Here is a 23,927-nt window from a genome sequence, read left to right as displayed (position 1 = left end):
TGCTATATCAATTCGTATGCTGTTCTACTCTCCGAGAAATTTTTTGCCTCTATACAAATAATCTGCTTTGTTTTTTTATTTACAAGGAGAACATCAATGTCTCCAAGTTGTTTGGAGGCATTGAGAGGCTTACCTGGCATAATTTCGACCTCTGCATCAACATATAAGTTATTAAGGGATAAAATTTCGTATAATCTCTTTATATTTAGAGTAAACTCATGGCCTTTCTTATTATTTACCTTAGATACAAGAGCCTGCATTTCTGGGGTCGTATTAACCACAGTTCCATTATTCAATCGTTCTACTCGAATCATCCAACTCTCATATAATGTCTTAGTTGAATAATAGATATTGCCCTCAAAGAGTATCCAAGGTCTTGCTGTAATTTGCACAGGACGATTAAACCTCTGAACCCACTTGTCACTAAACTTAAGATCACTATTATTGAGATCTTTCGTAAGGACAAAGTTCGCCATGAACACTTTCGCCTCTTCTTCATCAAATATGCCGACACATACTTTCTCAAAGAACTCCTTCTCTGGTAACTCCATTACTGGTTTCTTATTATAGCTGGCATAATCAATGGATGCCATTAGTATCTTACAATACGTTTCAAATGAGATGCCGAATTGCGCTTTATAAGCCCTTACAAATGTTTCATCATTTGTGTCAATGGAAGAAATTGGCATCAGATTATGCAATCTTATGTACAAATCTGGATTATTCATTGATAACTCTCTTAGCTTGCGAAAATAGGCATTTAGTTTATCAATCACAGGTCTTGGAATCACCAGTCTGCCATTTTTTAGGATTGTCAATTCAGAACCTTTTATCTTCTCTCCTAATTGATCCATATATACACCTATATTCAAGCTAAAGTGCATAAGGGCAAACAGACGATCCAGCTTCTCTAATCCAGGCTTTCCTCCAGTATTATGAATACCTCTCAGAACAATGGTTTCAACCAAACCTTGTGTCAACGTATTCATCTCCGAATATTCATTAACATAATCAAACTGACTATCAAATGTCGCATCTAAAAAGGAATATGCCTTGCTTAATGACTCATACCTTCGTTGAGTAAGCTTCGACCAATAAATCATGGCGTGATGAAGCTCAAGCAGACTTGTAAGAAGTAGTTTGGTATCCATCTCCGTCAATATTTTTTTTACTTCTGCAAGGATATAATCAGATACCCGAATCATGACCTCCTTCGATTTCTCAAAATCGAAAGTCTGTTCTGAACCTTTAATATTCAGGAAATCAGCAATCTCGGAAAGGACCTTGTCACAATATCTGGAATTGACATAATAGCAAGAGTCAACACCATCCTTCTCGTCAATAATAGTTATATCTTCATTCTCGCCAACCTGAATAAATCTACCTGGTGCAGAATCAAACAATTGCGTACCAGCATCAAATAATGACTCGTTCGAAGAGAATCCACAATCTTTAATTGCTTTGAGGAATTTGCCTACTAACTCTCTCTCCAAAGTAGTTGTATCCAAACTCATTATTTCTTCTGGCACACAAAACACCATAGTATTGTCATTTTCCTTTTTCCGCTTATAGACACTACCCGTAATAATGTATAATTCTACATGAAGATTTTGGTTAATGGCATCTACCCATCGTTTCTTCTCAATAGCAAACAACCAATTCATCAAGGCGATGGTGGCCTCTCTACCAAATATGCTATGCTCCTCTTTGCATACTATATGAATCCATAAATTATAGTTTTGAAACTCAAGCATAAGAAGTCCCTTCACCATCATGTATGGGGCGTAGATAGGTATCTGCTTGGGTATGTCGGCATAGTGTTTGACCATGACATAGCTACTTTGCAGTGGACATTGTACCATATGCTCATCCTGACCGCACAAATATTTCTCCCGCATTGATAGAGCGTAACCTATTTCCACGAACATGATATCTGGCATTTCATCCCTATAGAATGTGTTATGGTTAGATATATAGTATGCAAATATATCAATCTCTTGGACTGTAGGCGGAAAATCTTGAGTCCTCCTGTCTTGATCATAATAGTATAGATTCAGCAGATTCATTCCATCCTGACCCATTACAATCTTCAGTTCCTCTAACGAGAAATGAGTCACGACACGACTGAAGGGCATAAACTGAATTTCCTCTGTCATCACTTGAGTAACTAAAAACGTGAATATGTTTTTGGTTGGGAATGCTTGTTTTATAGCAGTCTCTGAGTCTTTAACTGCTTGCTCCAGATTTGCTTTCTTATCTGCTAAAACAATTGTGACATTGGCAATCTTATCTTCATCAAATTGAAACCACAGAAAAGAAGTGTCCTGATAAATCTTCTGTTCAATAAATAATCCATAACCACCTTGCAAGAGAAATCCAGATTCTTGGATCATCTCTTTTTCGATTAACGAGAGGAACGTTTTCTCTCCCAGTTCCTTTACAAGAGTACCATAACATAGTCTGTAGGCTAGCCTTAAGAGATTAGCCGGAAACAAAACCAAAAATTCTCCATTATCAAGTTTTAAGAACGGATGCAACTCAAACATATCGCTATGGCCTAATCGAGATAATTCTTTTTCGTACTCTTTCCTTTTCATGCATAACAACAATGGTTGCAGATACTTTTCCTCAACTCGATATTTTGCCAAGATGGAGTTTACCGCAGCTTTACTAAAACAGTTATATGACTCACATTTGCCATATTCCTTGTAGTTTGAGGTATAAACTGATTCTGCATCGTATTTACCACAAACATTACGACCATAGTCGAATCTGTCTGCTATTTCATTGGATATTTCCAATATTGCATAGACAATTGCCAACTTACATCGATCTATCTTTTCCTTATGAGCCAAAAACAATAATTGGCTGAGAAGATACTTATGAGTCAAATAGAATGCAGAGAATACCTTGTAAGAACCAATCGGAGTATTTACAGTTTCAACGAATAATCTCTCCTGAGGATCTTCAAACTGAGGATTGCCATACTCAAGAATTCTATCAATGTGGAACCAGCCATACTTTCCTCGTCTCCACTGCAAATATGCTTCGACCAAGGCCATTTCTAATCTATAGCAGAAACTGGAATTTTCTTGCAACACAGACAAATAAGAGAGATACTTAAGCATCTTATCCCCTTTCAAGTTATGATAGAATTTATATTTCATTATAGTACTCCTCATTTTCCTTTTAAAGTGTGTTATCGATTCAATTTGATGCTTCAATCATTTTGTTCATAATAGTACGAATAATCAATACCTTTCATAAACATTTCTCTGTCATTAATCTTGGTTGTGAGTGCTGGCTTTAGTAAAGCCTTTATATATGTGCTATCAGATACACTCTCGCGCATGGCAGCCAGATATTCGTTTTTGTCTATCCGGCTCCAATCCACACACCGTTTGAGAGAACGCTTCAGCATAAGGTCGAGCCAAATGCGAGTGCTACGACCATTACCCTCCATAAAAGGATGTGCCACGTTCATTTCTACATATTTGTCCAAGATTTCATCAAAAGTGTTTTCGGGCATTCGTTCTATTGTTTGCAGCGTATCGGGAAAGTACATACAATTAGCAAACGTAAAGCCACCTTTGGATATATTTTTAGTTCTGATTTGTCCGGCAAACTCATATAGCCCTCCGAAGAGATAAGCATGTATCTGTTGCAGACATTTTAGACTCCCTGGCTCTGCCGTTTGCAAAATACCACTTTCAAAGAGTTGATAGGCTTTCTTCTTGCTCTGTCCATCAATAGTATTATCGCTATATGTAAACCAGTTAAGAAAGTCATTAGCTCGGTTAGTGGGATAGTTCTTTGCCAACAATACAACGCCCTCACTATTGAGGACATCGGCCACACGTAGTTTCCCATCAGGAGCTTCAAATTTGAAGCCGTGAGTAGCACTCACGAGTTCAACACCTTCTTGCTTCAATTTCCTTTTCAACCATCGCCAGTAATTACCCGCCTTTGTATAGTCAGGCTCATTATTGATGGCACGAACGATGTCTGTTGCAGAAAACCACCAACAGTTTTGTTCCTCGTCCCATACAGCCCTTACTTCACGGTCGTTGAAGAAACGGATTGATTTCTTATGTTGTTCTTTATACTCTGCCATAATGAAAATCGTTACTCATCTAGGGCTTTAATCAACTCCTTAGGGTTAACCTGTAAAATCTCCGCAATTTGGAAGAGGGTTTCTAGGCTTGGTTGACGGCGGTTGCAGACATAGGCATTGACAATACTGAAACTCTTGCCGAGTTTTTCGGCAAGCCATGTTTGCTTAATACCTTTCTCCTCAAGCACTTCTTTGATTCGATTCATGGGTTTATCCATCGCGTTCAATGTTCTTTTGATAGCGCAAAGATATGAAATGAAATGGCATAGAAAAAGGGAATAAGATGATCTCCTTTCCATTCCTTCACAAAGCCTCCCCTCCAAGACAGTCCAATCACTGGAGCTTTTTACTGATAAAACAGTGCAAAGAATAGCTTAAAACATCCTCTAACCCTGTACTGTATAAACAAAAGCTATGATAACTTATAGCACGAATGTAAAAACAAAAGAACAACAGAGGAGATAATAGGAGGAAAATCCAATAAATGACAACAAAGGAAGGCAAGTCAAAATCACTTTTGGCACCCCCCCTTGTCCTTAAATCCGGCTACAAAGAAAAACAACAGAGGGTGTGCCAAAATAGTATTTCGGCACACCCTCTGTTGTTCGTTTATCAGTCCGGATTATTTGACCTCTTCGAAGTCGACGTCCGTGACGTCGGGCTGCTTGTCGGAGCCACCAGCGTTATTTGCGGCATTCGGATCCGGTTGAGGACCGCCCTGTGCTCCGGTATTCTTGTACATCTCCTCGCTTGCTGCATGAAAATGCTCGTTCAGCTCCTTCATCGCGGCGTCGATAGCATCCAAATCCTGCGCCTTGTGAGCTGATTTGAGCTTCTCAAGAGCAGCCTCTATGGGAGCCTTTTTGTCAGCCGGCAACTTATCGCCCAAGTCTTTGAGCTGCTTCTCCGTCTGGAAGATCATCGAGTCGGCCTGATTGATCTTATCAATGCGCTCTTTCTCTTTCTTGTCGGCTTCTGCATTTGCCAAAGCCTCCTCTTTCATACGCTTGATCTCATCATCGGAGAGACCACTGGAGGCTTCGATACGAATATCCTGCTTTTTGCCGGTAGCCTTGTCCAAAGCCGTAACATTGAGAATACCATTAGCATCGATATCAAAAGTCACTTCGATCTGAGGTACCCCACGTGGAGCCGGGGTAATTCCATCGAGATTGAATCGGCCAATGCTCTTGTTGTCACGAGCCAACGAACGCTCTCCCTGCAACACATGGATCTCAACAGAGGGCTGGTTGTCCGCAGCCGTAGAGAAGACTTCGCTTTTCTTGGTCGGGATAGTCGTATTAGCATCGATAAGTCTGGTCATTACGCCACCCATCGTTTCAATACCGAGCGAAAGAGGTGTCACATCAAGCAAAAGCACATCCTTCACTTCGCCCGTAAGTACCCCACCCTGGATAGCAGCACCTACAGCTACCACTTCGTCCGGATTTACACCCTTGCTGGGAGCCTTACCGAAAATCTGCTGCACCTTGTCCTGAATAGCCGGGATACGTGTCGAACCTCCAACCAAAATCACTTCGTTTATTTCGTTAGGAGAAAGACCTGCATCCTTAAGAGCCTGCTGGCATGGAGCTACACAAGCATTGATGAGCTTGTCTGCCAACTGCTCAAACTTAGCACGGCTGAGCGAAGTCACCAAGTGCTTAGGAATCCCGTTCACCGGCATGATATAGGGCAGATTGATCTCCGTACTTGTCGAAGAAGACAACTCTATCTTAGCTTTTTCAGCAGCTTCCTTGAGACGCTGCAGTGCCATAGGATCTTCACGCAGGTCAATTCCTTCCTGCGACTTGAACTCCTCGGCCAGCCAATCGATAATCACGTGGTCAAAGTCATCACCACCCAAGTGTGTATCTCCATTGGTAGACTTCACTTCAAAAACTCCATCTCCCAACTCCAGGATAGAGATGTCGAACGTACCGCCACCAAGGTCGAAGACGGCAATTTTCATATCCTTATCCGACTTGTCCAACCCATAGGCAAGAGAAGCAGCAGTAGGCTCATTCACGATACGTCTCACGGTAAGCCCTGCGATCTCTCCAGCTTCTTTGGTAGCCTGACGCTGAGCATCGTTGAAGTAAGCCGGCACGGTGATCACGGCTTCGGTCACTTCTTGTCCCAAATAGTCCTCTGCAGTTTTTTTCATCTTCTGCAGCACCATAGCGGATATTTCCTGAGGAGTATAAAGGCGACCATCAATGTCTACACGAGGAGTATTGTTCTCCCCCTTTACAACCTTAAAAGGAACTCGATCTATCTCGCGACTCACCTGATCGAAAGTCTCCCCCATGAAACGTTTGATAGAGAAGATCGTTTTTTGCGGATTGGTAATAGCCTGACGCTTGGCCGGATCGCCCACTTTGCGTTCGCCACCATCTACAAATGCAACAATAGAGGGTGTTGTGCGCTTTCCTTCACTATTGGTTATCACGATGGGTTCGTTACCCTCGAGAACGGATACGCAAGAGTTTGTCGTACCCAAGTCAATTCCAATGATTTTTCCCATAATCTGTTATTCTTTTTATTCTGATTTATTTTTCTATTCCTATGTTTGAAAGTCTCGGTTTCCAAGTCGGATCGCGGCTTTCACTTAGCTCTTTCGCAAGATGCGTGCCAAATATCACAGGGAGAAAAACGAACTGACAACTTGGCAAGGAGAAGAAACGCTCAAAAGACAAGCCAAGAGAAGTGTTCTTTCCTCAATGGTTCTTGTTACAAATCTCCGCTTTACATCGAAAAAGAGAACAGAAGTAAGGTCTTTTGACAAATTCCACCTCTCTTAGGTAGTGTAAGTTTCTTGTTTACTATCAAATAGGTATTGTGATCACCTACCTCTGCCTCTACTTTTGCTATTGTAATTGAGTGAGTAAAAAAACACTGCGCTTGTTGTGGCGCAAAGCCATTATGAAGTGATAAATCGATCGCAATTAATTGGGGCAGGCTGATCCGTGAGGACCGGCCTGCCTCGTTTTTATGGCAAATCCTCCTGGGGCCGATGCAGGGAAATACAAGGGTACCCAAAAGAAGAATGGAGGATAGCAGCACATGGAGACAAATCCAAAGTCAAAGATAATGCCATAGAAACAAGCTTGCCATAGATGAAAGCTTGAGGGGGGGGGATATCACACAACAGGGGGCATTACACAACTCAGAGATTCAGATAATTCCCTCCTCCTTAGAATGAATATTTCTGTTTATTTAAGTTCTATTAGTTTTATTTCAAAAGAGCATTTTTCAGCTCAAATTGGAGGCATTTTGAGTGTATTTTCCCTCTCTTTTTTGATGTCTATGGGAGCCGTTTTTTACTAACACGGGAGAGAATGAAATTTTTCTCCTGAGAGAATTTTCACTAACACAGGAGAGAAAAAAATTTTTCTCAGGAGAAAAAATCGGCCCTCCCAGAACGCCCTATTCATCGGCATTTCGGAGAGGCAATAGAAAGCATATAAAGGGAGGAATATTCGGTTGTCTGCAACAGTCCCTTTTCTCTCTATTTTCCTGACTTTTTCCGCAGATGGATTTTTACAAAATATATCAGATCAACAGTAGAGAAAAAGGGATCACGCCATGGTCCCCAATCGAGAAATCAAACAAAAAGAAAAGCCGGTGGAAGCATTTCTTACGAAAGCACCACCGGCCTATAAAGTAGCCGCAGTCTGGATAATCTAAACTCCGGAAGACAGGGTTTGAGTGTTCAAACAATCTTTGTAATCCGCCGGACTGTAAACAGTCTCCACCCGAAGGCAGTGCGGCCCGCCATCAACTGATGAACTAAGTCTCGGAATTATATTGAATGATGAGTTTCGCAATATCGAGACATGCGGCCTTTTTTCTACTCCCTCGTCTGTGAGCAAAGGTAGAAAAATCATCGAATAAAACAAATCGTCCGCATCAGAGATCATACAACAGGCCTCCCTCCCACTCTCTCTCCTCAACAACAGCGACATAGGCAATAAGAGAATGAGCAAAATCAGTCAGCACGATGTATCGAACGTTTCAGTACAAGAGGCGTCTCGGGGCCACATTCAAAAAGCAAATCCAAAATGGACAAATTGGGGATAAAACCTGTTCGGGCAGCATTCGTCTGATAGTAGCAAGCTGGTATAAAATAGGGATCCATCGGGGGATTCTTGGGTCTTATGGCAAACCGATAATCAAACGATTGAGAGGCAGAGGGCTGAGTTATGGGATCGGCGGCGTCCAATGTAGTACAAAAATCGGTAGTGAGTTCCAAACAGACATCAATATCAGACAGCCTGAGCAAGGTTTGCAGCATCTCAAAGTTATAGTCAAAAAGGAAGGTCCACGACCTTTCGTAGAAAGGAGCTATCTCTGGGGCGAGGTAATCGAAAAAGGCCGAAGCCCCATAAGCTGTACGAATGGCCTGCCAATGATTGTGTTGCCAATGCCCATGATCAGAAATCCGCACCTCTCGTATAGGACAGGCGGAGGAAGCTCCCGAAGCAACCGGAATACTCAAAGGCTGCATCCCTTGGGCTGTAGCAATATGACAACGCGACCGATAGGTCTGCTTAATATAGTGCTCATGCGCTTCCAGCTTCACAAGCGGAGAAGCAAACAATTTGCAGAAATACTGCACAGGGGGGGCGTAAGCTGTAGAAAGAAGCATCTTCTAAAAAAGATTGGTCAATGCTCTGAAGGCCAAATAAAAACCCCTTGTACGTCTTTGTCCGACACGATCCCGATGTGCCGAGAGTCGGGACCACTGGAAACCTTATCTGCCAATATCCAATAGTAGGACCTCAGAAAGACATAAGAAGATACCCTGTGACCATCCACAAACAAAGCTCCTGAGGAGAAAGAAGCCCTTGTCCCCAATTCTTGATGAATAGCCTCCCGATATGCTACCAAATTGACTTCATTGAGAAGTATCTCTTCTCCCTTGTGAGGTAGTTGCAAATGGTAGCGCATTTGTTGAGAGATATGGTTTGGCAACTCTCTTCCATTGATATAGAGGCCAGCCGGATCTACATAGAGCTTGTCGCCGGGAGCTGCGACTACACGGCCTACCACCTGCAATGGGTGTGAACTATCTGCGGTATAGCCGTGTGCATGAAAAAGGACCACTCGCCCCGGCAAAGGTGTATGAACGCGAGATACCCAAGCAATACGCCCCAGAATATAGGGTGCAGGCATGGTATCTCCTCCTATTCGGATAGGGAAAATGATAAACAGACGAATGAGCAACAATACGAGCAGCGCAATACTCGCCGGGAGGATCCAACGAAGTAGCAAGTTCCTTTTCGCCTGCGCATCCATATCAATCTAGAGTTCTTCGCTTATCTCTACTTGCTCGAAACCGAACGCATCATTCTACTCCAACGAATCTTACCGCCAAAAAGGCTCTTCTTGTCTTTGTCAAGTGAAAGCCATACCAGCTTCGGTTTCCCCACAATGTGATCCTCCGGTACAAAACCCCACGAACGGCTGTCGGCTGAGTTGTGTCTGTTGTCCCCCATCATGAAGTAGTAATCCATCTCGAAAGTGTACTCCTTGGCTGGTTTACCGTCTATGAGGATCTCACCCTTGCCATTGACAATCAGCTTATGCCCCTCATAGTTTTTGATGCAACGAGAGTACAAAGCCAAATTCTCGGGGGTTAGCTCAATCTTATCTCCACGTTTAGGGATATAGATCGGCCCATAATTGTCCCGACTCCAACCGGTCTCCCAATCGAGCGGATAGAGCAGACCGGCACCTCCGTCAGATTCCACTCGGATAGATACAACCTCGGGCAGGGCATTCAGTTTTCGCTTCATCTCTTCTGTAAGCGGGAAGTGGTACACAGTGCCGTATCCTTGCTCTCCTATGGAGTCCAAACCAAGCAGAGAAGCCTGCATTTGGCCTTCGGCATTATTGGGCAGGAAATAAAAATCATCATCGCTGATATCCAATTCATCTTTCAGGTAATCCCGATTGAGGGGAGATCGAGTCTGCACCCAATAGTTGAGCTGCATCTTCTCGGGATTTTGGTCTGGTTTGCCGTTTATGTAAACCTGATTGTCCCGCACCTCCAGATTATCGCCCGGCATACCCACACAGCGTTTGACATAGTGGTCTCTGCGATCCACAGGGCGATAATGCACCTCGCCATATATACTGGGATTTGCCCATATGGAGGCCCGGCCTTGCAGTTTGCACCAGGTGTAATAGTCGGGGTTAGGCTTATGCACGCAAACCGTATCTCCAGCAGGGAAATTGAAAACGACAAGATCGTGACGCTCCACCTGCCCCAAACCTTTGATCCGACGATAGGGATAGAAAGGCTTATCCGAATAGGACTTCCCCCCACCGAGCCACTGTGGCATCGTGTTGTGGGTAAGAGGGAATGCCAAAGGCGTGTTGGGTGTTCGTGGGCCATAGCTAAGTTTGCTCACCAATACATAGTCCCCCACAAGCATCGTCTTTTCCAAAGAAGAGGAAGGGATCACGAAATTCTGGAAAAGGTAAACAGTGATGATATACAAGCCCACCAAACAAAAGAGAATATCCCCCGTCCAAACTACCACGCTGCGAAGGGTCTTATTCTTGATCCCCTTGTACCAATCCCAATCGACAAAACGAGTAAAGTAGAAGTCGATCAACAAAGGCAAACAAAGCAGCCACCAAAGGCTATCCCAAACAACGAGTAGCAGTAAACCTGCAAGAGCTATAATACCCCAAATCGCTCTTCTGAGCGGCATTTTTCCGAAGAGTTTAGTCATCGTAATGTACGCTAATTATTATCCTTGTTTTATTCCAAGAAGCTCTGCCATAGAGAGGAACCCCCGATGGGTAGTCGCATATTCGGCTGCCATCACAGCTCCCTGTGCAAAACCGTCTCTGGAGAAAGCCTCATGTCTGATAGAGATCTTATCGATCTGTGAGGTGTAACAAACCTCATGAATACCACAAACCTCTCCCTCTCGATCAGCCGATATGCCAATCGTATTGCTCAGGAGAGGAGATTGACCATCCTCGACTAAAGACCAATCCGAATACAAACGATTGTTATCTATCAAGTCATTAGCCAAACTCACCGCTGTACCACTTGGTTTATCCAGCTTATGAGTATGGTGTACCTCGTGTATCGCTGGCTGATAATCCGGGTAGGCACTCATCATAGAGGCCAACTGGCGGTTAAGAGCAAAAAGCATATTCACTCCTGGGCTGAAATTAGAAGCATAGAAGAATGTGCATTCTCTTTCCTCACACAAGCATCTAAATTCTTCCAACAAATCTCTGGTCATAAACCCCGTGCTACCAGAGACCAGTGGTAGACCTTTATCCAAAATACGTTTGCAATTGGCCTCTGCCGTTGCCGGGCCGGTAAATTCGACAACGACATCGGCTTGAGATAACAGTGGGGAGAGGAACTTCACTTCCTCATCCTTATCTATGGTTAGCAATATGGTATGGCCTCTACGCAAAGCCTCTGCCTCTATGGCGTGCCCCATACGTCCGTAGCCTATCAGTACTATCTTCATTGCTCTATTTGTTTTTTCTCTGTCTTGATGCTGCAAAAGGGGACTCCCCCCTCCTCCCGGGTTTTTCTCTTATTTTTTTGCACGAGACGATCGGCAACAATCGAATATCACCCTGCAACAATCGGCATCCACGTTCCGTCCCTCTCCGAAAGAGACAGAGCGATCTCGGAAGCGTCTTACCACCTCATCCTCTATCTCACGACCGATACCGGCATCCTCCAGTCGGGTAGGCAATCCCAAGGAACAGAAAAAGTCTTCGGTAAGCTCTATAGCCCGGTCTATCCGTTCATCTTCCGTACCCACATGAAGGTTCCACACACGCTCGGCATATTGCAGGAGTTTTTGCCTTTTCTGTTCTCGAAGAACACGCATCATGGCCGGCAGGACGATCACCAAAGATGCTCCATGAGTAAGGCCACTCAGGGCTGTAATCTCATGCCCGATCATATGTGTAGCCCAATCTTGGGTTACCCCCCAGGCTATCATCCCATTGAGGGCTGCCGTAGCGGAAACCATATAGTCACACATCAGGTCATAGTCATCATGCCGCTTCACAAGAGAAGGAGCGATCTCGATCACCGTACTCAACACTCCTTCTGCAAAGCGATCCATCACCCGACTCTCACCACAGAGCGTGAGATACTGCTCTATGACATGGACAAAAGCATCAGCCAAGCCACAAGCGACCTGGTGACTACTCAAAGAATAGGTCACTTTGGGATCTAAAATGGAAAAAACAGGATGTGCGCTACTGAACGCAAATTTCTCTTTCGTGTCGGCACGAGAAATCACCGCACCACTATTCATCTCGGAGCCGGTAGCCGGAACAGTAAGCACCGTGCCAAAAGGCTTTGTCTGCTCGGCTTTCTTAGACAAAACAATCTCCCAGGCATCCATATCCGTACAAAGAGCAGCCACAATCAACTTGGTGGCATCGATCACCGAACCTCCACCTACTGCCAGCACGAAATCCACAGACGCTCGCTTTCCCTGCTCCACAGCTCTACGTATCGTCTCTACACAAGGATTAGGCTCTATGCCCCAAAATTCCGTATGAGGGATATTGCCAATGGCAGCTTTCACTTGTTCGTACACACCATTCTTTCTGACACTTCCTCCGCCAAAGACGATCATAAGGCTACGACAACCGGAGGGTATCAAATCAGGTAGCTTGGCAATACGGCCCTCGCCGAAAACAAGTCTGGTGGGGCAGTAGTATTCAAAATTGCGCATATACGGTACAGATTGCTTTTATATTCAGGCACTAAGGTACAACATTCATGCTTAGTAAACAGAGACAAACAAAGGGCATGAATACACAGATAAAACGGAACAGTACCAGAGCAGGGGCGCAGCAACACAACGCTCCAACGTGTCCATAGCACCTGCAAAGTCGAAAATCAAAGAGGAGACAAGAACATAAGGCTGTAATACACTAAACTTCGAGAAGCCATGGGTGGGAGACAGAAGGTAAAGCAGTACATAAAGTTGGACATTAAGAATTCATCAAACGATACATATTTACGCATGGTACGCATGGTAGAAGATAAGGACAGAAGAGATTTGTGCAGCTATCAGGTCAGCTCGCCCGCATATTTACACATGGTCGGAGATAAAGCCGTCTGCGAAAGCTAAACACTGAGGATTCATCAAATGATACGTATCTGCACATAGTCGAAGGAGGCCGTGTCACTTACTGGATATGCCAAAGGGGGCACCTCGATTCATTCCCATATTTGTGCAGTACATTGTCTACCCTTGAACTTTTGGGTTGGGTTATAAGAGGCGTCTCGGTTCATTCCTATATTTGTACCACCGATTGTATTCAAAAACAAAGAGGGCGTGCCGAGAGGAATTCTCAGCACACCCTTTCTTAAGAGTTGTTTTTCAGCACACAACCGATAGACTGGTTGTATCGATAAAATATTTAGTTATCTTTGCACCGCAAAAGAGCCAAGGGGATGCAGACGGTGTTCTGTTCTTTCGGAGGTTCCGGAGAGATGGCAGAGTGGTCGATTGCGGCGGTCTTGAAAACCGTTGAGGTGAGAGCCTCCGGGGGTTCGAATCCCTCTCTCTCCGCAAACGAGGGTGTAAATCAGCGAGTTACGCGATTTACACCCTTTTCTACACCCAAAAACTAAAGAGCAATAAAAAAACACACCCAAGACTGCAAATCTTGGGTGTAGTTGTTTATTGGAGTATATTTATATGGCTCTTTTCTCCAAACTAATAAGAAATCTTTATAAGTTCAATCTTGCTCCCTCCTTTGAGAGCTTACAAGAAATACTTGTAAGCTCGGCTTCCTCTTTCATAACAACATCAGCTAAAGCCTTTGCAATATGCCACATCATCACAGGAGGAACAGCATTACCGATAGCCTTATACTGTCTTCCCTGAGACACGTTAGAAAGACTAAATGTTTCGGGAAAGGATTGAATTAAAGCAGCTTCTCGAGGAGAAAAACGACGGTATCTATTACCTACCATTAAAACAGGATCTGTGGAATTCAAACTGACTTTAGCTAGATGAGCACTTATCGTATTACAAGGAGCGTCAAGTTGTTGGGCTCGACCTTTATTCATCTTAGTTCGCACAGCCATCATTCCGTCAACAGCTCTCTGCGAGAAGTAGAAGGTTTCATTTAGATTATCCTCGTCACGCACAACATCTGCAAGAACCCTTTTTTCTCGATCATCGATTGAGAGAGGAAATGAAAACTTCAAATAATCAGATTTTTCTCTAAATCCAACGATAAAAACCCTTTCTCGCTTTTGAGGAACACCGTAGTTGTATGCATTAAGAACTTCCCACTTTATTTGGTAACCTGCTTTTGCAAATTCATCAACAATCATAGGAAATGCTTTTCCCTTATTTGCTGAAATCAAACCCTTTACATTCTCCGCGATGAAGAATCTTGGATGTTTCTCTTTCAATATGCGTACCATCTCAAAAAAAGCACACCTCTTTCATCTTTATAACCAAGACGAGGTGGGTTTTGGGCTGATATAGAAAATGATTGACATGGAAAGCCTCCTGTAAGTAAGTCAAATTGGGGTAAGCTCTCAATGGCTATGTCTCTAACATCTCCAATAAGACATTTGTGAGAAAAATTCTCATTATATATCTGACTAGAATAAGGGTCTGAATCAATTGCATAATCAATATCAAAGGGTAGTCTGTCGTAATACTTTCCTAGATATGAAAAACCTCCCAATAAACCAAGATCTAATCCTCCTAGACCACAGAACAAGGAAGCTACTTTTAATCGTGCCATGTCAATAATGGTGTTGGTTCAACAATACTAGGGCTAAAACTGATTTCCATACCGTTTCGAGGCATTGCTGATATCTGGTCTGTTTTATACAAACTTACAGGATTCCTTAGTATGTAGAGAACTTGAGAATTTTGACTCAACATTAAGCGATATACGCAATAATGTTCTCGGTGAGTTTCTGCTACACTCCACTCATTGAGTGACATGTGAAAAGCATATAAATGAAGTTTCTGCTTACTTATGGTTGTTTTCACTTCTATGTAGCGATGAAGGTTGCTACCATCTCCCTCAAAACTATCTATATCAAATCCAGGATGATAGGATGGACTATCGACTACTTGAACGAGTTTTGCTAGGTGGTCGTAGCCAGCAATCTTTAAACGCATTTTTTCGTGTCCACAAATCAGAGCCTCTCCAAGATTCCCTATATCTTTAGTAGTCTTATCTCCATTATCGAGTAAGGACTGTATCCTATCGATAACAACAACATCTATTTCATTTTTACCATCAAGAAGTGAAGATATGTCTGTTTGAAATAGATTCTCATCTAAGTTGCTATTTACGTAATCAAACCAATCAACTTCTACTCTCGCGATATCAGTAGTTGTATACCCTTGTTCACTATAAAACGATTCATAGCCGTCAAAGAACAAGTTATCTTCCTTAAAGGAGGCTATAACTTTTACTTCATTGGGCTTTAGATAAAAAAATCCATTATGTTCCTCAAGAATAGAGGCCAACTCCATATAATCAAGGATATCTTGTGCGTACCGCTTAACATCTCCAAGGCTCATAGGTTTGCCTGTACGAGACTGAATTCTGGGATCTTTCTTGTTGTAGTACTTAATTTTGTTCTCTCTGTTGTATAGTATGGTTTGGGCAACTTCTCTTGGTGTTAAGACTCCAGAGGTTACAAAAACATCATTGAAAATACAATAAGTAGCCTCAAGTCCAGAAATACTCATCTCTTTACCTCTGCCAGCCAGAAGTTCATTTCCTGCTAGAAGAACACGAACTATCCATTGTGCAGGTTTAAATCGAATGCCTTTTTTTATTAAGGGAATGTTCTCATTAGGCTTTAAATGTCTTCCAGGGAACTGAAAGGTACGAAGAAACAAACGTAAAAACTGTGTCAAGTCCTGATTCTCATTCAGAAACGTTGCCATCCGAGATGTCGTTGTGACATCAGATAGTTTGTCTTCGGTATAAAAGCCAAATAATGCTGGTGTTTCTGTCCTCCAATTCTGTAAGGTTTTCTCAGCTAATCCTATGTTCTCTGGAAATAAGCGGATAGCATCAAGATATCTTTTACTATATTCTGCACATGAACATGTCGGAATTTTACAGCACTCATTAGCCATATAAAGCAAAACGTTCTCAATGTTAGCCTTAAATCTTGGACGAATGAAATGTATGCGTTGCCACCGTTCGTTCTCTAGCTAGTAGTATTTAGTTGTTTTAGACATGAGATATTTGTTGCTTTATTTTTTTTGCAATTACTAGAGCCAGTAAGGGAGGGACAGCATTCCCTACTTGCTCTAATTGGCTCCCCTTACTTCCCTTAAAGACAAAGGCATCTGGAAAAGATTGTAATCGTGCACTTTCTCGAACAGTTGGCACACGATTATACTTGTAATGAAAGTGGTGTCTATGTCCTGTATCTATTGTAAAGCTAGGTCGCTGACTATTCAGCCTTGTCCATGCAATATTGACTTTTCTTGTACCTTGTAGTTCTAAGGGCAAGTCTTTATAATTTCCACCATCTGGGACTAATGCGATTGTCTCAATTGTCTTAGGGGTGTGATGTGTAATTTGATGATTGTAAACGCCTGTACTCTCTTCTCGCATTTTCCTCTGAAAATCAGATTGAGCCAAAACAGGATAGGGGCTACCATCTTCGATTGTATCTTCGCATAAATCGGAAATAGCGTCTAAAGCACTGATCGGGGTATCAATACTTTTTGTGGGAAATTCAAAAGATTGACCATTCAACAATCCTACAAAAAACGCTCGTCGACGATTTTGAGGAACACCATAATCCGAAGCCATTAGAACCTTGTATTCAACCTTATACCCTAACCCTGTAAATTCTTCAACAATAGCATCTTTAATTACTCCTCCTGCCATAGACAGAATGTTTGGGACATTTTCCATCACAAATGCTCTTGGGCGGAAAGTTGCAACAAATCGAACAAAGCTTTTATACAAAGCATTGCGTTCATCGTTTACAATTCGCTTACCTGCTATAGAAAAACCTTGACACGGTGGACCTCCAATGACTAGATCAATACTTACCCCCTTAAAATCCTCTACTAAGCTAGCGGTATCTATTTTGTCGATGTCTGCACACAACACATTGGCGTCTTTACGATTGTGCCTATAGGTAATCAAAGCATCTTCCCAGCAGTCGATAGCAAGCAAACATTTGAAGCCAGCTTGCTCAAAACCGAGGGACATACCACCACATCCCGAAAAGAGGTCAATAAACGTATATTGAGACATATTTATGTACTAATCGAATTTGTATTAACTACGAAGGTACGAAGAAGCTAGCAGAGGGTCGAGGGGATTTCCCTATTTAACACTGAAAACCAAGGTGTGAGCCCCTAAGGGGCAAAATATCGCGAGAGGCTCAGGGGCGGTGATGCTCTGCGAGCCTCTTTTTATGTAAACTGAATCGTGCCAAGCAGGATACAGAGCATCCTATGCAACTAATTCGTCGCAGCATATCAGTTTAAATTTTGGAGAATTGACAAATGTTGCTATTTCATCGTACTCAGGCATTTTCTTGGATTGCTCGAATATTTCGCATAATCTCTCCTCATCCCTACTACTCGTGCAACCGAAGCATAGAAACAAGGTTAAACCAAGAAAAAAAAGATAAGTCGTATTTTCATGATGTGTCTAATAATTTTCTTTTTGCGGACTGTCCTTGTCAAACCAAAATTGCTGCCAAAGAAAATCCTCCATTCTTCCGGGTAGGAGGTATGCATTTTCCATACAGAACATTTCGGGAACGATGTTTTTTTCATCGTAATCAAGATATTTCTTCTTTTGGTTTTCTTTGTGATATACAAATGCAATGCCTTCGGGCATATATACCGTTCCTCCGATGTTTATACGAATCATCGAAGCCGTATCGGATTGATTCGATAGGAGATCTGAATATTGCTCAAGGGGAAAAGGCTGCACGGTGTCAATCTTTACTCTCCATCCGCCTTCCTTTCGTGTTAGCTCACCAAAACACAGCATAATAGAACCGATAGCTTGGGGTTCTACATCCAAATCTTTCATTTTCAAATCCATGGTATAGAACACCGCACATGTATCACGTGTCGGATAAAAATAGGCCGTCCGAAAATCAATGGAAACTGAATCTCGCCAACTCGGACACAGCCCTTCCAAGGTTGCATTGGCAAATTCATCACAACATATTTGTTTAAACTCCAATGAATTTACAAATGCTGCAACTTTGGTGTATTCGGGTGCACGTTTCGATTGCTCGAAAATTTCGTACAAACGTTTCTTTTCCGCTCGATTAGCACAACTGACTGCAGAGAGCAATAATACAAAAAAGGAAATGGCATACAATATTTTTTTCATTTCTCAGTCTTTTTCCAATTTATCTATCCGTCTCTTGTCTCATCTTTTCTTTCTCTAATTTATAGTTTTTATTTGTTGTAATATATCCCTATTCCGGCATGGGCGATATTCTCTGCTCTACTTTCTGTCTTTTTCCCATGTAAGAGATTTCTACTATAAAATATCACAGCAGACTTACCGACGCATACTTGGAGAATAACCCTTGGTAGACGGCGATATGAACTTCTTTGTTTAGCAATGGTCCGAATTGCTCGGCTTTCCCCTCGAATCTGTATTGTTCGCCTCTGCTTTCTACCGAAACCCTCACAAAGCGGTTGTCACTACCTCTCCCCTCCTTACTTAAAACAGCTTTTCCCTCGAAGACCACTTTATGATATAGGGCATTTATATTGGAATACAAGCTTGGTTGAGAGAAATATATAACGGTAATTAGCATAATCAGGAAAACAATCCATTTTGTGAATTTTTCATTGGAATGGGATGTTACAGGACGTATTGTATTCCATAACATTCGCAAAGAAGCATCCTTTGTTATAGCAATTAAATAGACAAGCCATAATGTGATGACAAGAAGTAAGCTTATTAACCATGTATAAACAATTGGAATTTCGGATAAGAACAATTCTTCTTTCGCCACATTGGATATGGTTAAAATGGCAAGCCAAAATAGGGTAAATCCTAATAGAAAAAGGAGACTCCTAAGGATTAGCTGCGTAAATTTTAGAGACCGCTCTTGCTCTGCTTTCCGGGCTTTTCCCATGTAAGAGATTTCTGCGATTAAATATCACGGCTGACTTAGCAACGCATACTTGGAGAATAACCCTTGGTAGACGATGATATGAACTTCTTTGTTTAGTAACGGTCCGAATTGTTCAGATTTCCCTTCAAACCTGTATTGTTCGCCTCCACTTTCCACGGAAACCCTCACAAAGCGATTGCCACTACCTCTCCCATCTTCGTCTAAAACAGCCTTTCCCTCGAAGACAACTCCATGACATATGGTGTTTACTCTTCGATATGCGTAATCGAAAGATGTATGTCCGGTAATAGTAATAAATGCTATCACTAAATAATGCCAAACACTTATACCATGTTTATCTCCGAATGCACCCGCTGGTCGTACGAGAATTCTCAGCCCTTTTAATGTTTTAATCCCGATAACGCAGTAGCTGTACAAAACTATCACACATAATATTGCTAATGCATAGAAGATACTAATGCAATAATGAGAGTCTGTGTACAGATACATATCTTTGGAACCGTACAGTATAGCACAACCTTTTAATAGTAAAAAGGGAAGTACAAACACAGTGATGGCCAGTTTACTATTTCTTGCAAGCATAAATCTTAGTTTGTTTTTTTGTGCAGTTTTCCGGATTATTCTCATCCCTCAAGTCAATTTGCATTTTCTTGTCAAAATACTCAGCAACACCTGTCATTATTGCAAAAAAGGCTGTTTGTCCCCAAGCAATTCTTGTATAGCTTTTTAAAGATTGTCTACACACCCTACTTTGATATCTTCGCGACAATGTTTGCCTACGACTTTTCGCATATTTCTTAGCTCTGCTGTTTCGTTTCTGAGATATAGTCTTTTGTCTATTGTAGTGTGGACTTTTCTTTCCTCTTCTGTATTTGTGAATGGGATTTTTTTCTTTATACTCTTTTGCTTGGTTTTCTTGGTATTTATCTAACCTATCCCTTACCTCTGTATTTTTTTCTTTTTGCAAGATTTTGCTCTCTTCTTCTACCATAATAGGATCGGAAGAAAGGTCTCCGACACTGAAAGATTGCTTCAAAGCCCCCTCTTCCCCAACCATAATATCCGTGCAAAAATCTGTTGCAATAGATATGGGGACGGATAGAATACTCCCCTTGATAACCTCGAAAGTTACCCTTTGGACACCCTTTAGAAATCCATTAGTAATCAAAGAAGAACCCAAAGCTCTTCCCATGAAAGCTGCCCCAAGTATCTCTACCGAGTTTCTTAGCCAATTATTATGCAAAGCTCTACTGGCTGTGGCCTCATCGTAAAAAATCGTAATGTCTCCACCCATTAAGGCACAGGTCAGCCTAGAATTTTCAGTCAGCGCGCACTGCCCTTTCAGCTTCACTCGAGGATGAACCATATTCCATTTTCCACCTTGTAATGCCACCCAACAAAGTAATTGGCCGAGTGACAAGGCTGCGAGCATCCCGATTAAGAAAGCTGCCAGGACTGATACGATGAAGGGAGCTGCAATCAGTATCGCCGCAATTAGTGCGGCTAATACACCTGCCCATTTACAGGCAAAGTTTGTAGGCTTGTCCTCTTCTGTCGCCATCAATTGCCCTCCGGCAATACGTACCCCCCGGTCTTTTACTAATAGCTTGGCAGGTCTGAATCCATTGGTGCAAATCAGCGATACCCCCTCGTGAACGTATGCTTCCTTACTCATTTTTGTTCTCCTCTTCTGATTTCTCTTCCGGTACTATTCGCTCTATTTCCAATCGCTGAAAGGCATTCATGTTGTTATTGACCAATTCTTCGATCTGAATATCCGCAAAGTTGAGAATGGAATCTTCTTTTCCGATGGCATACATGGCATTGATCATCACATCGTATCTGTCGAAAGCTTCTTTGAGAAAGGGATATTCTTCCTTGTATCTTCGTTGCAAGGTATTTCTATCAAGCAAAATCTTGTTTGCCTGAGACTCCACTTTTACCAGATATTCGTTCGTCTCTTTGTCTTCCGTTATTGTCAGCGTGGTGCGCAGAGGAATTTTTTCCCCTGAAATCAACATCGATATGAGGTGATGCTCTTGCTGCATTTCATATGTCTTCTCAGGAAGAAACATACGCCCATACAACGGAAAAAACAAATAGGAATGAAAAACGGACTTGTTCAGCTCTTCTTCTAAGGGGTATGAGTTTGAAAATTCCTGATCTCCCTTATTGATTATCTCTTGCATTTGACTGCTGGGTATTTCTGACAAGAGAGGATTATTCTTCAAACCCTCTTTAAGTCTTTCCCATTTTTCTCTTAGTTGTTTGCGATTTTCTACTCTGTAGATAGTGCCGTGTGGTGTAAGGCTGAGCTCCAAATAATCTTTTAAGCGGACAACGGATTCAAGCAATCCTCCAAATTTTCCTTTCAAGCCTATCCCGTCATCGAAGTCGTTATCGGTGATCTGTAGTGTGCAAAATGGATATATAACACCGGATTCTTCTATGCTCAAATCAAATTTCTGATTTTGTGTGAATGTAGCGAGCGGAGCGTTGTTGATCTCGATTTCTGTCAAATGACTACTTGTGTAAGTTCGAGAAGCTTTTGACTTTGTAAGAAAGAGGATTTGCATTTCCTTTTCGTCTTCATCGGAAAGCTCTTTCTGTCCTGTTTCTACAACAAGAAACTCCAAGCCTCGGGGAATTTCATTCCCAAGGATAAGATCTTGAAAATCGCAATGTGTGTTATGAAAGTTTTTCAATCTAATAGGAGTCGTGTTCCTTTCAGATGCGATTTTTTCTAGAGAGTCTCCTTTTTTGATTGTGTATCGGATTAACTGCATATCCTATCTCTTAATTCATTTCTATTTCTCCTTTTACATCGATCTTCGCTCCTTCGATTGTGATCATCCCATCAGAGAGTGTTATCTTGCTGCTTCCTACATTGATTGTTATAGTTTTTTTCCCGACTATGTCTATAACTCCCTCGTTATTCAGGGAAAAAGTTGCAAAGGGAGGGGGTGGAGGCGTATTATCGTTTGGAGTATCCTTTTCCTTTGGCAATTTAGGAACGATTTCGATAGACACTTTTTCCTTGGCACTGACGGAGTGGGTTTTCGTGGCCTTGATAATAGCATTTCCATCTTTATCGAATCGCTGAAAGACAGCTCCCTCAGGAGAGGCAAGTACAACAGAACCATTTGCCCCATTCAACCTAAGGTAGTTGCCACTACGAGAGGAAAAACTTTTGACCTTGTTGTCAGTACCTCCTCCCTTTCCACTTTTGCCGTGAAAGAGACTGCCCGTGACATAAGGGCGATGGGGATCGCCATATTCGAAGCCGACCATCACCTGGTCGCCCTCCTCCGGAATCGATACAAATCCTCTGTTTGCTGTAACCGTGCCACTCGTACCTGCATCGGGAGTCTGAACTCGGATCCAGTTCGTAGACAACCCCTTCGGTTTTTGCCAGTCGAACTGCACCCTGACCCGTCCCTGTCCATTCGGATCCTTGTTGTCCGAAACGGTAGCCATCTCCGGATAAGCTTTTACTTCCGGGGCATAGGCTTCAGGTACACAGTCGATCAGAGCAGGCGAGGCTGTGAACCAATTGGTGTAGTCCCCATTCTTCTCAATCCGGTGGTACAAAGAGGTGATGCGGTATTTTCCGAGGGCAGGAACATCCATGCGTTCAGGGAACAACACATCTATGACTCCACCCAGACGCAGACGACAGGTCTTGGTCGTTCCTTCTATTCGCAGCATCCGCCCCACGGCATCCGCCCCTCGCTGTGCAGCCAGATCCGACAGGTTGAATTCGGTATAGACCGGAGAATTCGAGGGTAGAGTTCCTTTCTCGGGAAACAGACGATCCGACCGGCGGGCAATGTTTTCGATCAACGGATTACCTCCGGGAACAGGCTCATCGGAAGGGAAGCGCAGGAATTTGTCATCGGCCGCAACGTAGTCGTAATGGGCATATCTTCGAGGAATGGCAGAGGCACAAGTGCGCAGACTAACGATATCACTGTCGAAAAAGAGTTTTTCGCAGTCTGCCGTGTGTGGCGCACCGAAGAAGAGAGTACGACCATCGTAGAAAAAAGGCTCTCCATATATACGGGAGAGTCGGTTAAGAAACTCGAAGCCACTCTCCCGGTACTGCACTGCATAAGGCAATACTCCTTTGTAGCGGGGATTGCATTCGACCTTAAAGTAAGCCTCCTTTGTTACCTCGGAAACGATATCCGTCAACTGTCGATCGACGAAAGAGTGCATACCCGGTGCTCCATCGAGACTCATGGCGTCACCACGTCCGATGATCCTGACACGATTCGATCGATGTCGAAAAAAACTGCTTCCTATCCCGTCATTTTCCCATGCATCGATGCGTACATCGGTCACCCATCCGGAGAATTCGTACGAATCTTTGGATGTGAGATGTTCGAATCGGATCAGCGTTCTAGCTCCGATCAGGCTCATGAGCTTTTCGGGAGTCTCTTTCCAGAGCTCGTCCTGTGAGAGGTATTCGCGAACGACCTCAAAGTGGTGGCATGAGTTCATGGGCTGTTCGAGGGTCAGAGATTCGAATAGAAACTCTTCTCCATCGAAGCGAACTTTAGGTTTGACTGGATTTAAGGGAGGGAAAGTGCTCTTCTGATGTGTATAAGAATCGCCGAAGTTCATTGGCTATAGAGGTTTTTATTACTGTTCTTGCTGCGAAAGGTA

17 protein-coding genes, 1 tRNA gene and 2 pseudogenes are annotated in these 23,927 nt (G+C 42.8%); 1 reads left to right on the top strand and 19 read right to left on the bottom strand.

Annotated features, from left to right (window positions below; genetic code table 11):
* Positions 1–2: 2 nt before the first annotated feature.
* The 9 genes from B5D48_RS07900 to B5D48_RS07860 all read right to left on the bottom strand — a co-directional run bounded on the left by B5D48_RS07900 (position 3) and on the right by B5D48_RS07860 (position 12,855).
* Positions 3–3,167, bottom strand: coding sequence for a hypothetical protein (locus tag B5D48_RS07900; RefSeq protein ID WP_234985415.1), 3,165 nt, complete (start codon positions 3,165–3,167; stop codon positions 3–5).
* Between the two features lie 53 nt (positions 3,168–3,220).
* Positions 3,221–4,114 (bottom strand): protein adenylyltransferase Fic, encoded by an 894-nt coding sequence (gene fic, locus B5D48_RS07895; protein WP_023938045.1) that lies wholly within the window; start codon positions 4,112–4,114, stop codon positions 3,221–3,223.
* 11 nt (positions 4,115–4,125) lie between these two features.
* A complete protein-coding gene (locus tag B5D48_RS07890; protein WP_023938046.1) occupies positions 4,126–4,332 on the bottom strand; it encodes a helix-turn-helix domain-containing protein in 207 nt (68 codons plus the stop codon).
* 404 nt (positions 4,333–4,736) lie between these two features.
* Positions 4,737–6,641: a molecular chaperone DnaK gene (dnaK, locus tag B5D48_RS07885; RefSeq protein ID WP_023938048.1), complete on the bottom strand. Its 1,905-nt coding sequence runs from the start codon at positions 6,639–6,641 to the stop codon at positions 4,737–4,739.
* A 1,464-nt stretch (positions 6,642–8,105) separates the two neighbouring features.
* Positions 8,106–8,765, bottom strand: a complete 660-nt coding sequence (locus tag B5D48_RS07880; RefSeq protein ID WP_023938053.1) for a WbqC family protein — start codon at positions 8,763–8,765, stop codon at positions 8,106–8,108.
* Positions 8,766–8,782: 17 nt separating this feature from the next.
* Positions 8,783–9,415: a signal peptidase I gene (gene lepB, locus B5D48_RS07875; RefSeq protein ID WP_023938054.1), complete on the bottom strand. Its 633-nt coding sequence runs from the start codon at positions 9,413–9,415 to the stop codon at positions 8,783–8,785.
* 26 nt (positions 9,416–9,441) lie between these two features.
* The gene (gene lepB, locus B5D48_RS07870; protein ID WP_023938055.1) at positions 9,442–10,860 is read right to left on the bottom strand and encodes a signal peptidase I; all 1,419 of its coding nucleotides are present in this window, start codon (positions 10,858–10,860) and stop codon (positions 9,442–9,444) included.
* 18 nt (positions 10,861–10,878) lie between these two features.
* Positions 10,879–11,622 carry a 4-hydroxy-tetrahydrodipicolinate reductase gene (gene dapB / locus B5D48_RS07865; protein ID WP_023938056.1) on the bottom strand — a complete coding sequence of 248 codons (744 nt, stop codon included), beginning with the start codon at positions 11,620–11,622 and terminating at the stop codon, positions 10,879–10,881.
* A gap of 69 nt (positions 11,623–11,691) precedes the next feature.
* Complete coding sequence (locus B5D48_RS07860) at positions 11,692–12,855, bottom strand: iron-containing alcohol dehydrogenase (protein WP_023938057.1); 1,164 nt, start codon at positions 12,853–12,855, stop codon at positions 11,692–11,694.
* 761 nt (positions 12,856–13,616) lie between these two features.
* Here B5D48_RS07860 and B5D48_RS07850 point away from each other — a divergent pair.
* A tRNA-Ser gene (locus B5D48_RS07850) sits at positions 13,617–13,701 on the top strand.
* Between the two features lie 161 nt (positions 13,702–13,862).
* Here the strand turns inward: B5D48_RS07850 and dcm are convergent.
* From dcm to B5D48_RS07805, 10 genes and pseudogenes are all read right to left on the bottom strand, one after another.
* Positions 13,863–14,896 (bottom strand): annotated as a pseudogene (dcm, locus tag B5D48_RS07845) (DNA (cytosine-5-)-methyltransferase).
* A complete protein-coding gene (locus B5D48_RS09310; protein WP_262502490.1) occupies positions 14,884–15,300 on the bottom strand; it encodes a protein NO VEIN domain-containing protein in 417 nt (138 codons plus the stop codon). Before B5D48_RS09310 ends, dcm begins: the two are co-directional and overlap by 13 nt.
* A 177-nt stretch (positions 15,301–15,477) precedes the next feature.
* Positions 15,478–16,320, bottom strand: a pseudogene (locus tag B5D48_RS09305) (hypothetical protein); the annotation flags it as partial.
* Positions 16,321–16,354: 34 nt separating this feature from the next.
* A complete protein-coding gene (locus B5D48_RS07835; protein ID WP_023938061.1) occupies positions 16,355–17,398 on the bottom strand; it encodes a DNA cytosine methyltransferase in 1,044 nt (347 codons plus the stop codon).
* Positions 17,399–17,800: 402 nt separating this feature from the next.
* Positions 17,801–18,499, bottom strand: a complete 699-nt coding sequence (locus B5D48_RS07830; protein ID WP_036889733.1) for a hypothetical protein — start codon at positions 18,497–18,499, stop codon at positions 17,801–17,803.
* 163 nt (positions 18,500–18,662) lie between these two features.
* Positions 18,663–18,935, bottom strand: a complete 273-nt coding sequence (locus B5D48_RS09050) for a hypothetical protein (protein ID WP_143742830.1) — start codon at positions 18,933–18,935, stop codon at positions 18,663–18,665.
* 348 nt (positions 18,936–19,283) lie between these two features.
* A complete protein-coding gene (locus tag B5D48_RS07820) occupies positions 19,284–19,748 on the bottom strand; it encodes a hypothetical protein (RefSeq protein ID WP_148292443.1) in 465 nt (154 codons plus the stop codon).
* 76 nt (positions 19,749–19,824) lie between these two features.
* Positions 19,825–20,934: a PAAR-like protein gene (locus tag B5D48_RS07815; protein ID WP_023938066.1), complete on the bottom strand. Its 1,110-nt coding sequence runs from the start codon at positions 20,932–20,934 to the stop codon at positions 19,825–19,827.
* A complete protein-coding gene (locus B5D48_RS07810; RefSeq protein ID WP_159445547.1) occupies positions 20,927–21,835 on the bottom strand; it encodes a hypothetical protein in 909 nt (302 codons plus the stop codon). The genes B5D48_RS07815 and B5D48_RS07810 overlap by 8 nt, the downstream gene beginning before the upstream one ends.
* Before the next feature lie 220 nt (positions 21,836–22,055).
* Positions 22,056–23,885, bottom strand: a complete 1,830-nt coding sequence (locus B5D48_RS07805; protein ID WP_078801718.1) for a phage baseplate assembly protein V — start codon at positions 23,883–23,885, stop codon at positions 22,056–22,058.
* Between the last annotated feature and the right edge of the window lie 42 nt (positions 23,886–23,927).

The sequence above is a fragment of the Porphyromonas crevioricanis genome (assembly GCF_900167225.1).
Classification (GTDB): domain Bacteria; phylum Bacteroidota; class Bacteroidia; order Bacteroidales; family Porphyromonadaceae; genus Porphyromonas; species Porphyromonas crevioricanis.
The sequence above is the reverse complement of the archived record's forward strand: the minus strand, read 5'-3'. Positions and strand labels throughout refer to the sequence as shown.

Bases quoted from the DNA above. Each gene is read 5' to 3' on its own strand.
- B5D48_RS07900 (WP_234985415.1), bottom strand. From the start codon at position 3,167: ATGAAATATAAATTCTATCATAACTTGAAAGGGGATAAGATGCTTAAG.
- fic (WP_023938045.1), bottom strand. From the start codon at position 4,114: ATGGCAGAGTATAAAGAACAACATAAGAAATCAATCCGTTTCTTCAAC.
- B5D48_RS07890 (WP_023938046.1), bottom strand. From the start codon at position 4,332: ATGGATAAACCCATGAATCGAATCAAAGAAGTGCTTGAGGAGAAAGGT.
- dnaK (WP_023938048.1), bottom strand. From the start codon at position 6,641: ATGGGAAAAATCATTGGAATTGACTTGGGTACGACAAACTCTTGCGTA.
- B5D48_RS07880 (WP_023938053.1), bottom strand. From the start codon at position 8,765: ATGCTTCTTTCTACAGCTTACGCCCCCCCTGTGCAGTATTTCTGCAAA.
- lepB (WP_023938054.1), bottom strand. From the start codon at position 9,415: ATGGATGCGCAGGCGAAAAGGAACTTGCTACTTCGTTGGATCCTCCCG.
- lepB (WP_023938055.1), bottom strand. From the start codon at position 10,860: ATGACTAAACTCTTCGGAAAAATGCCGCTCAGAAGAGCGATTTGGGGT.
- dapB (WP_023938056.1), bottom strand. From the start codon at position 11,622: ATGAAGATAGTACTGATAGGCTACGGACGTATGGGGCACGCCATAGAG.
- B5D48_RS07860 (WP_023938057.1), bottom strand. From the start codon at position 12,855: ATGCGCAATTTTGAATACTACTGCCCCACCAGACTTGTTTTCGGCGAG.
- B5D48_RS07835 (WP_023938061.1), bottom strand. From the start codon at position 17,398: ATGTCTCAATATACGTTTATTGACCTCTTTTCGGGATGTGGTGGTATG.
- B5D48_RS07830 (WP_036889733.1), bottom strand. From the start codon at position 18,499: ATGAAAAAAATATTGTATGCCATTTCCTTTTTTGTATTATTGCTCTCT.
- B5D48_RS09050 (WP_143742830.1), bottom strand. From the start codon at position 18,935: ATGCTAATTACCGTTATATATTTCTCTCAACCAAGCTTGTATTCCAAT.
- B5D48_RS07820 (WP_148292443.1), bottom strand. From the start codon at position 19,748: ATGTATCTGTACACAGACTCTCATTATTGCATTAGTATCTTCTATGCA.
- B5D48_RS07815 (WP_023938066.1), bottom strand. From the start codon at position 20,934: ATGAGTAAGGAAGCATACGTTCACGAGGGGGTATCGCTGATTTGCACC.
- B5D48_RS07810 (WP_159445547.1), bottom strand. From the start codon at position 21,835: ATGCAAATCCTCTTTCTTACAAAGTCAAAAGCTTCTCGAACTTACACA.
- B5D48_RS07805 (WP_078801718.1), bottom strand. From the start codon at position 23,885: ATGAACTTCGGCGATTCTTATACACATCAGAAGAGCACTTTCCCTCCC.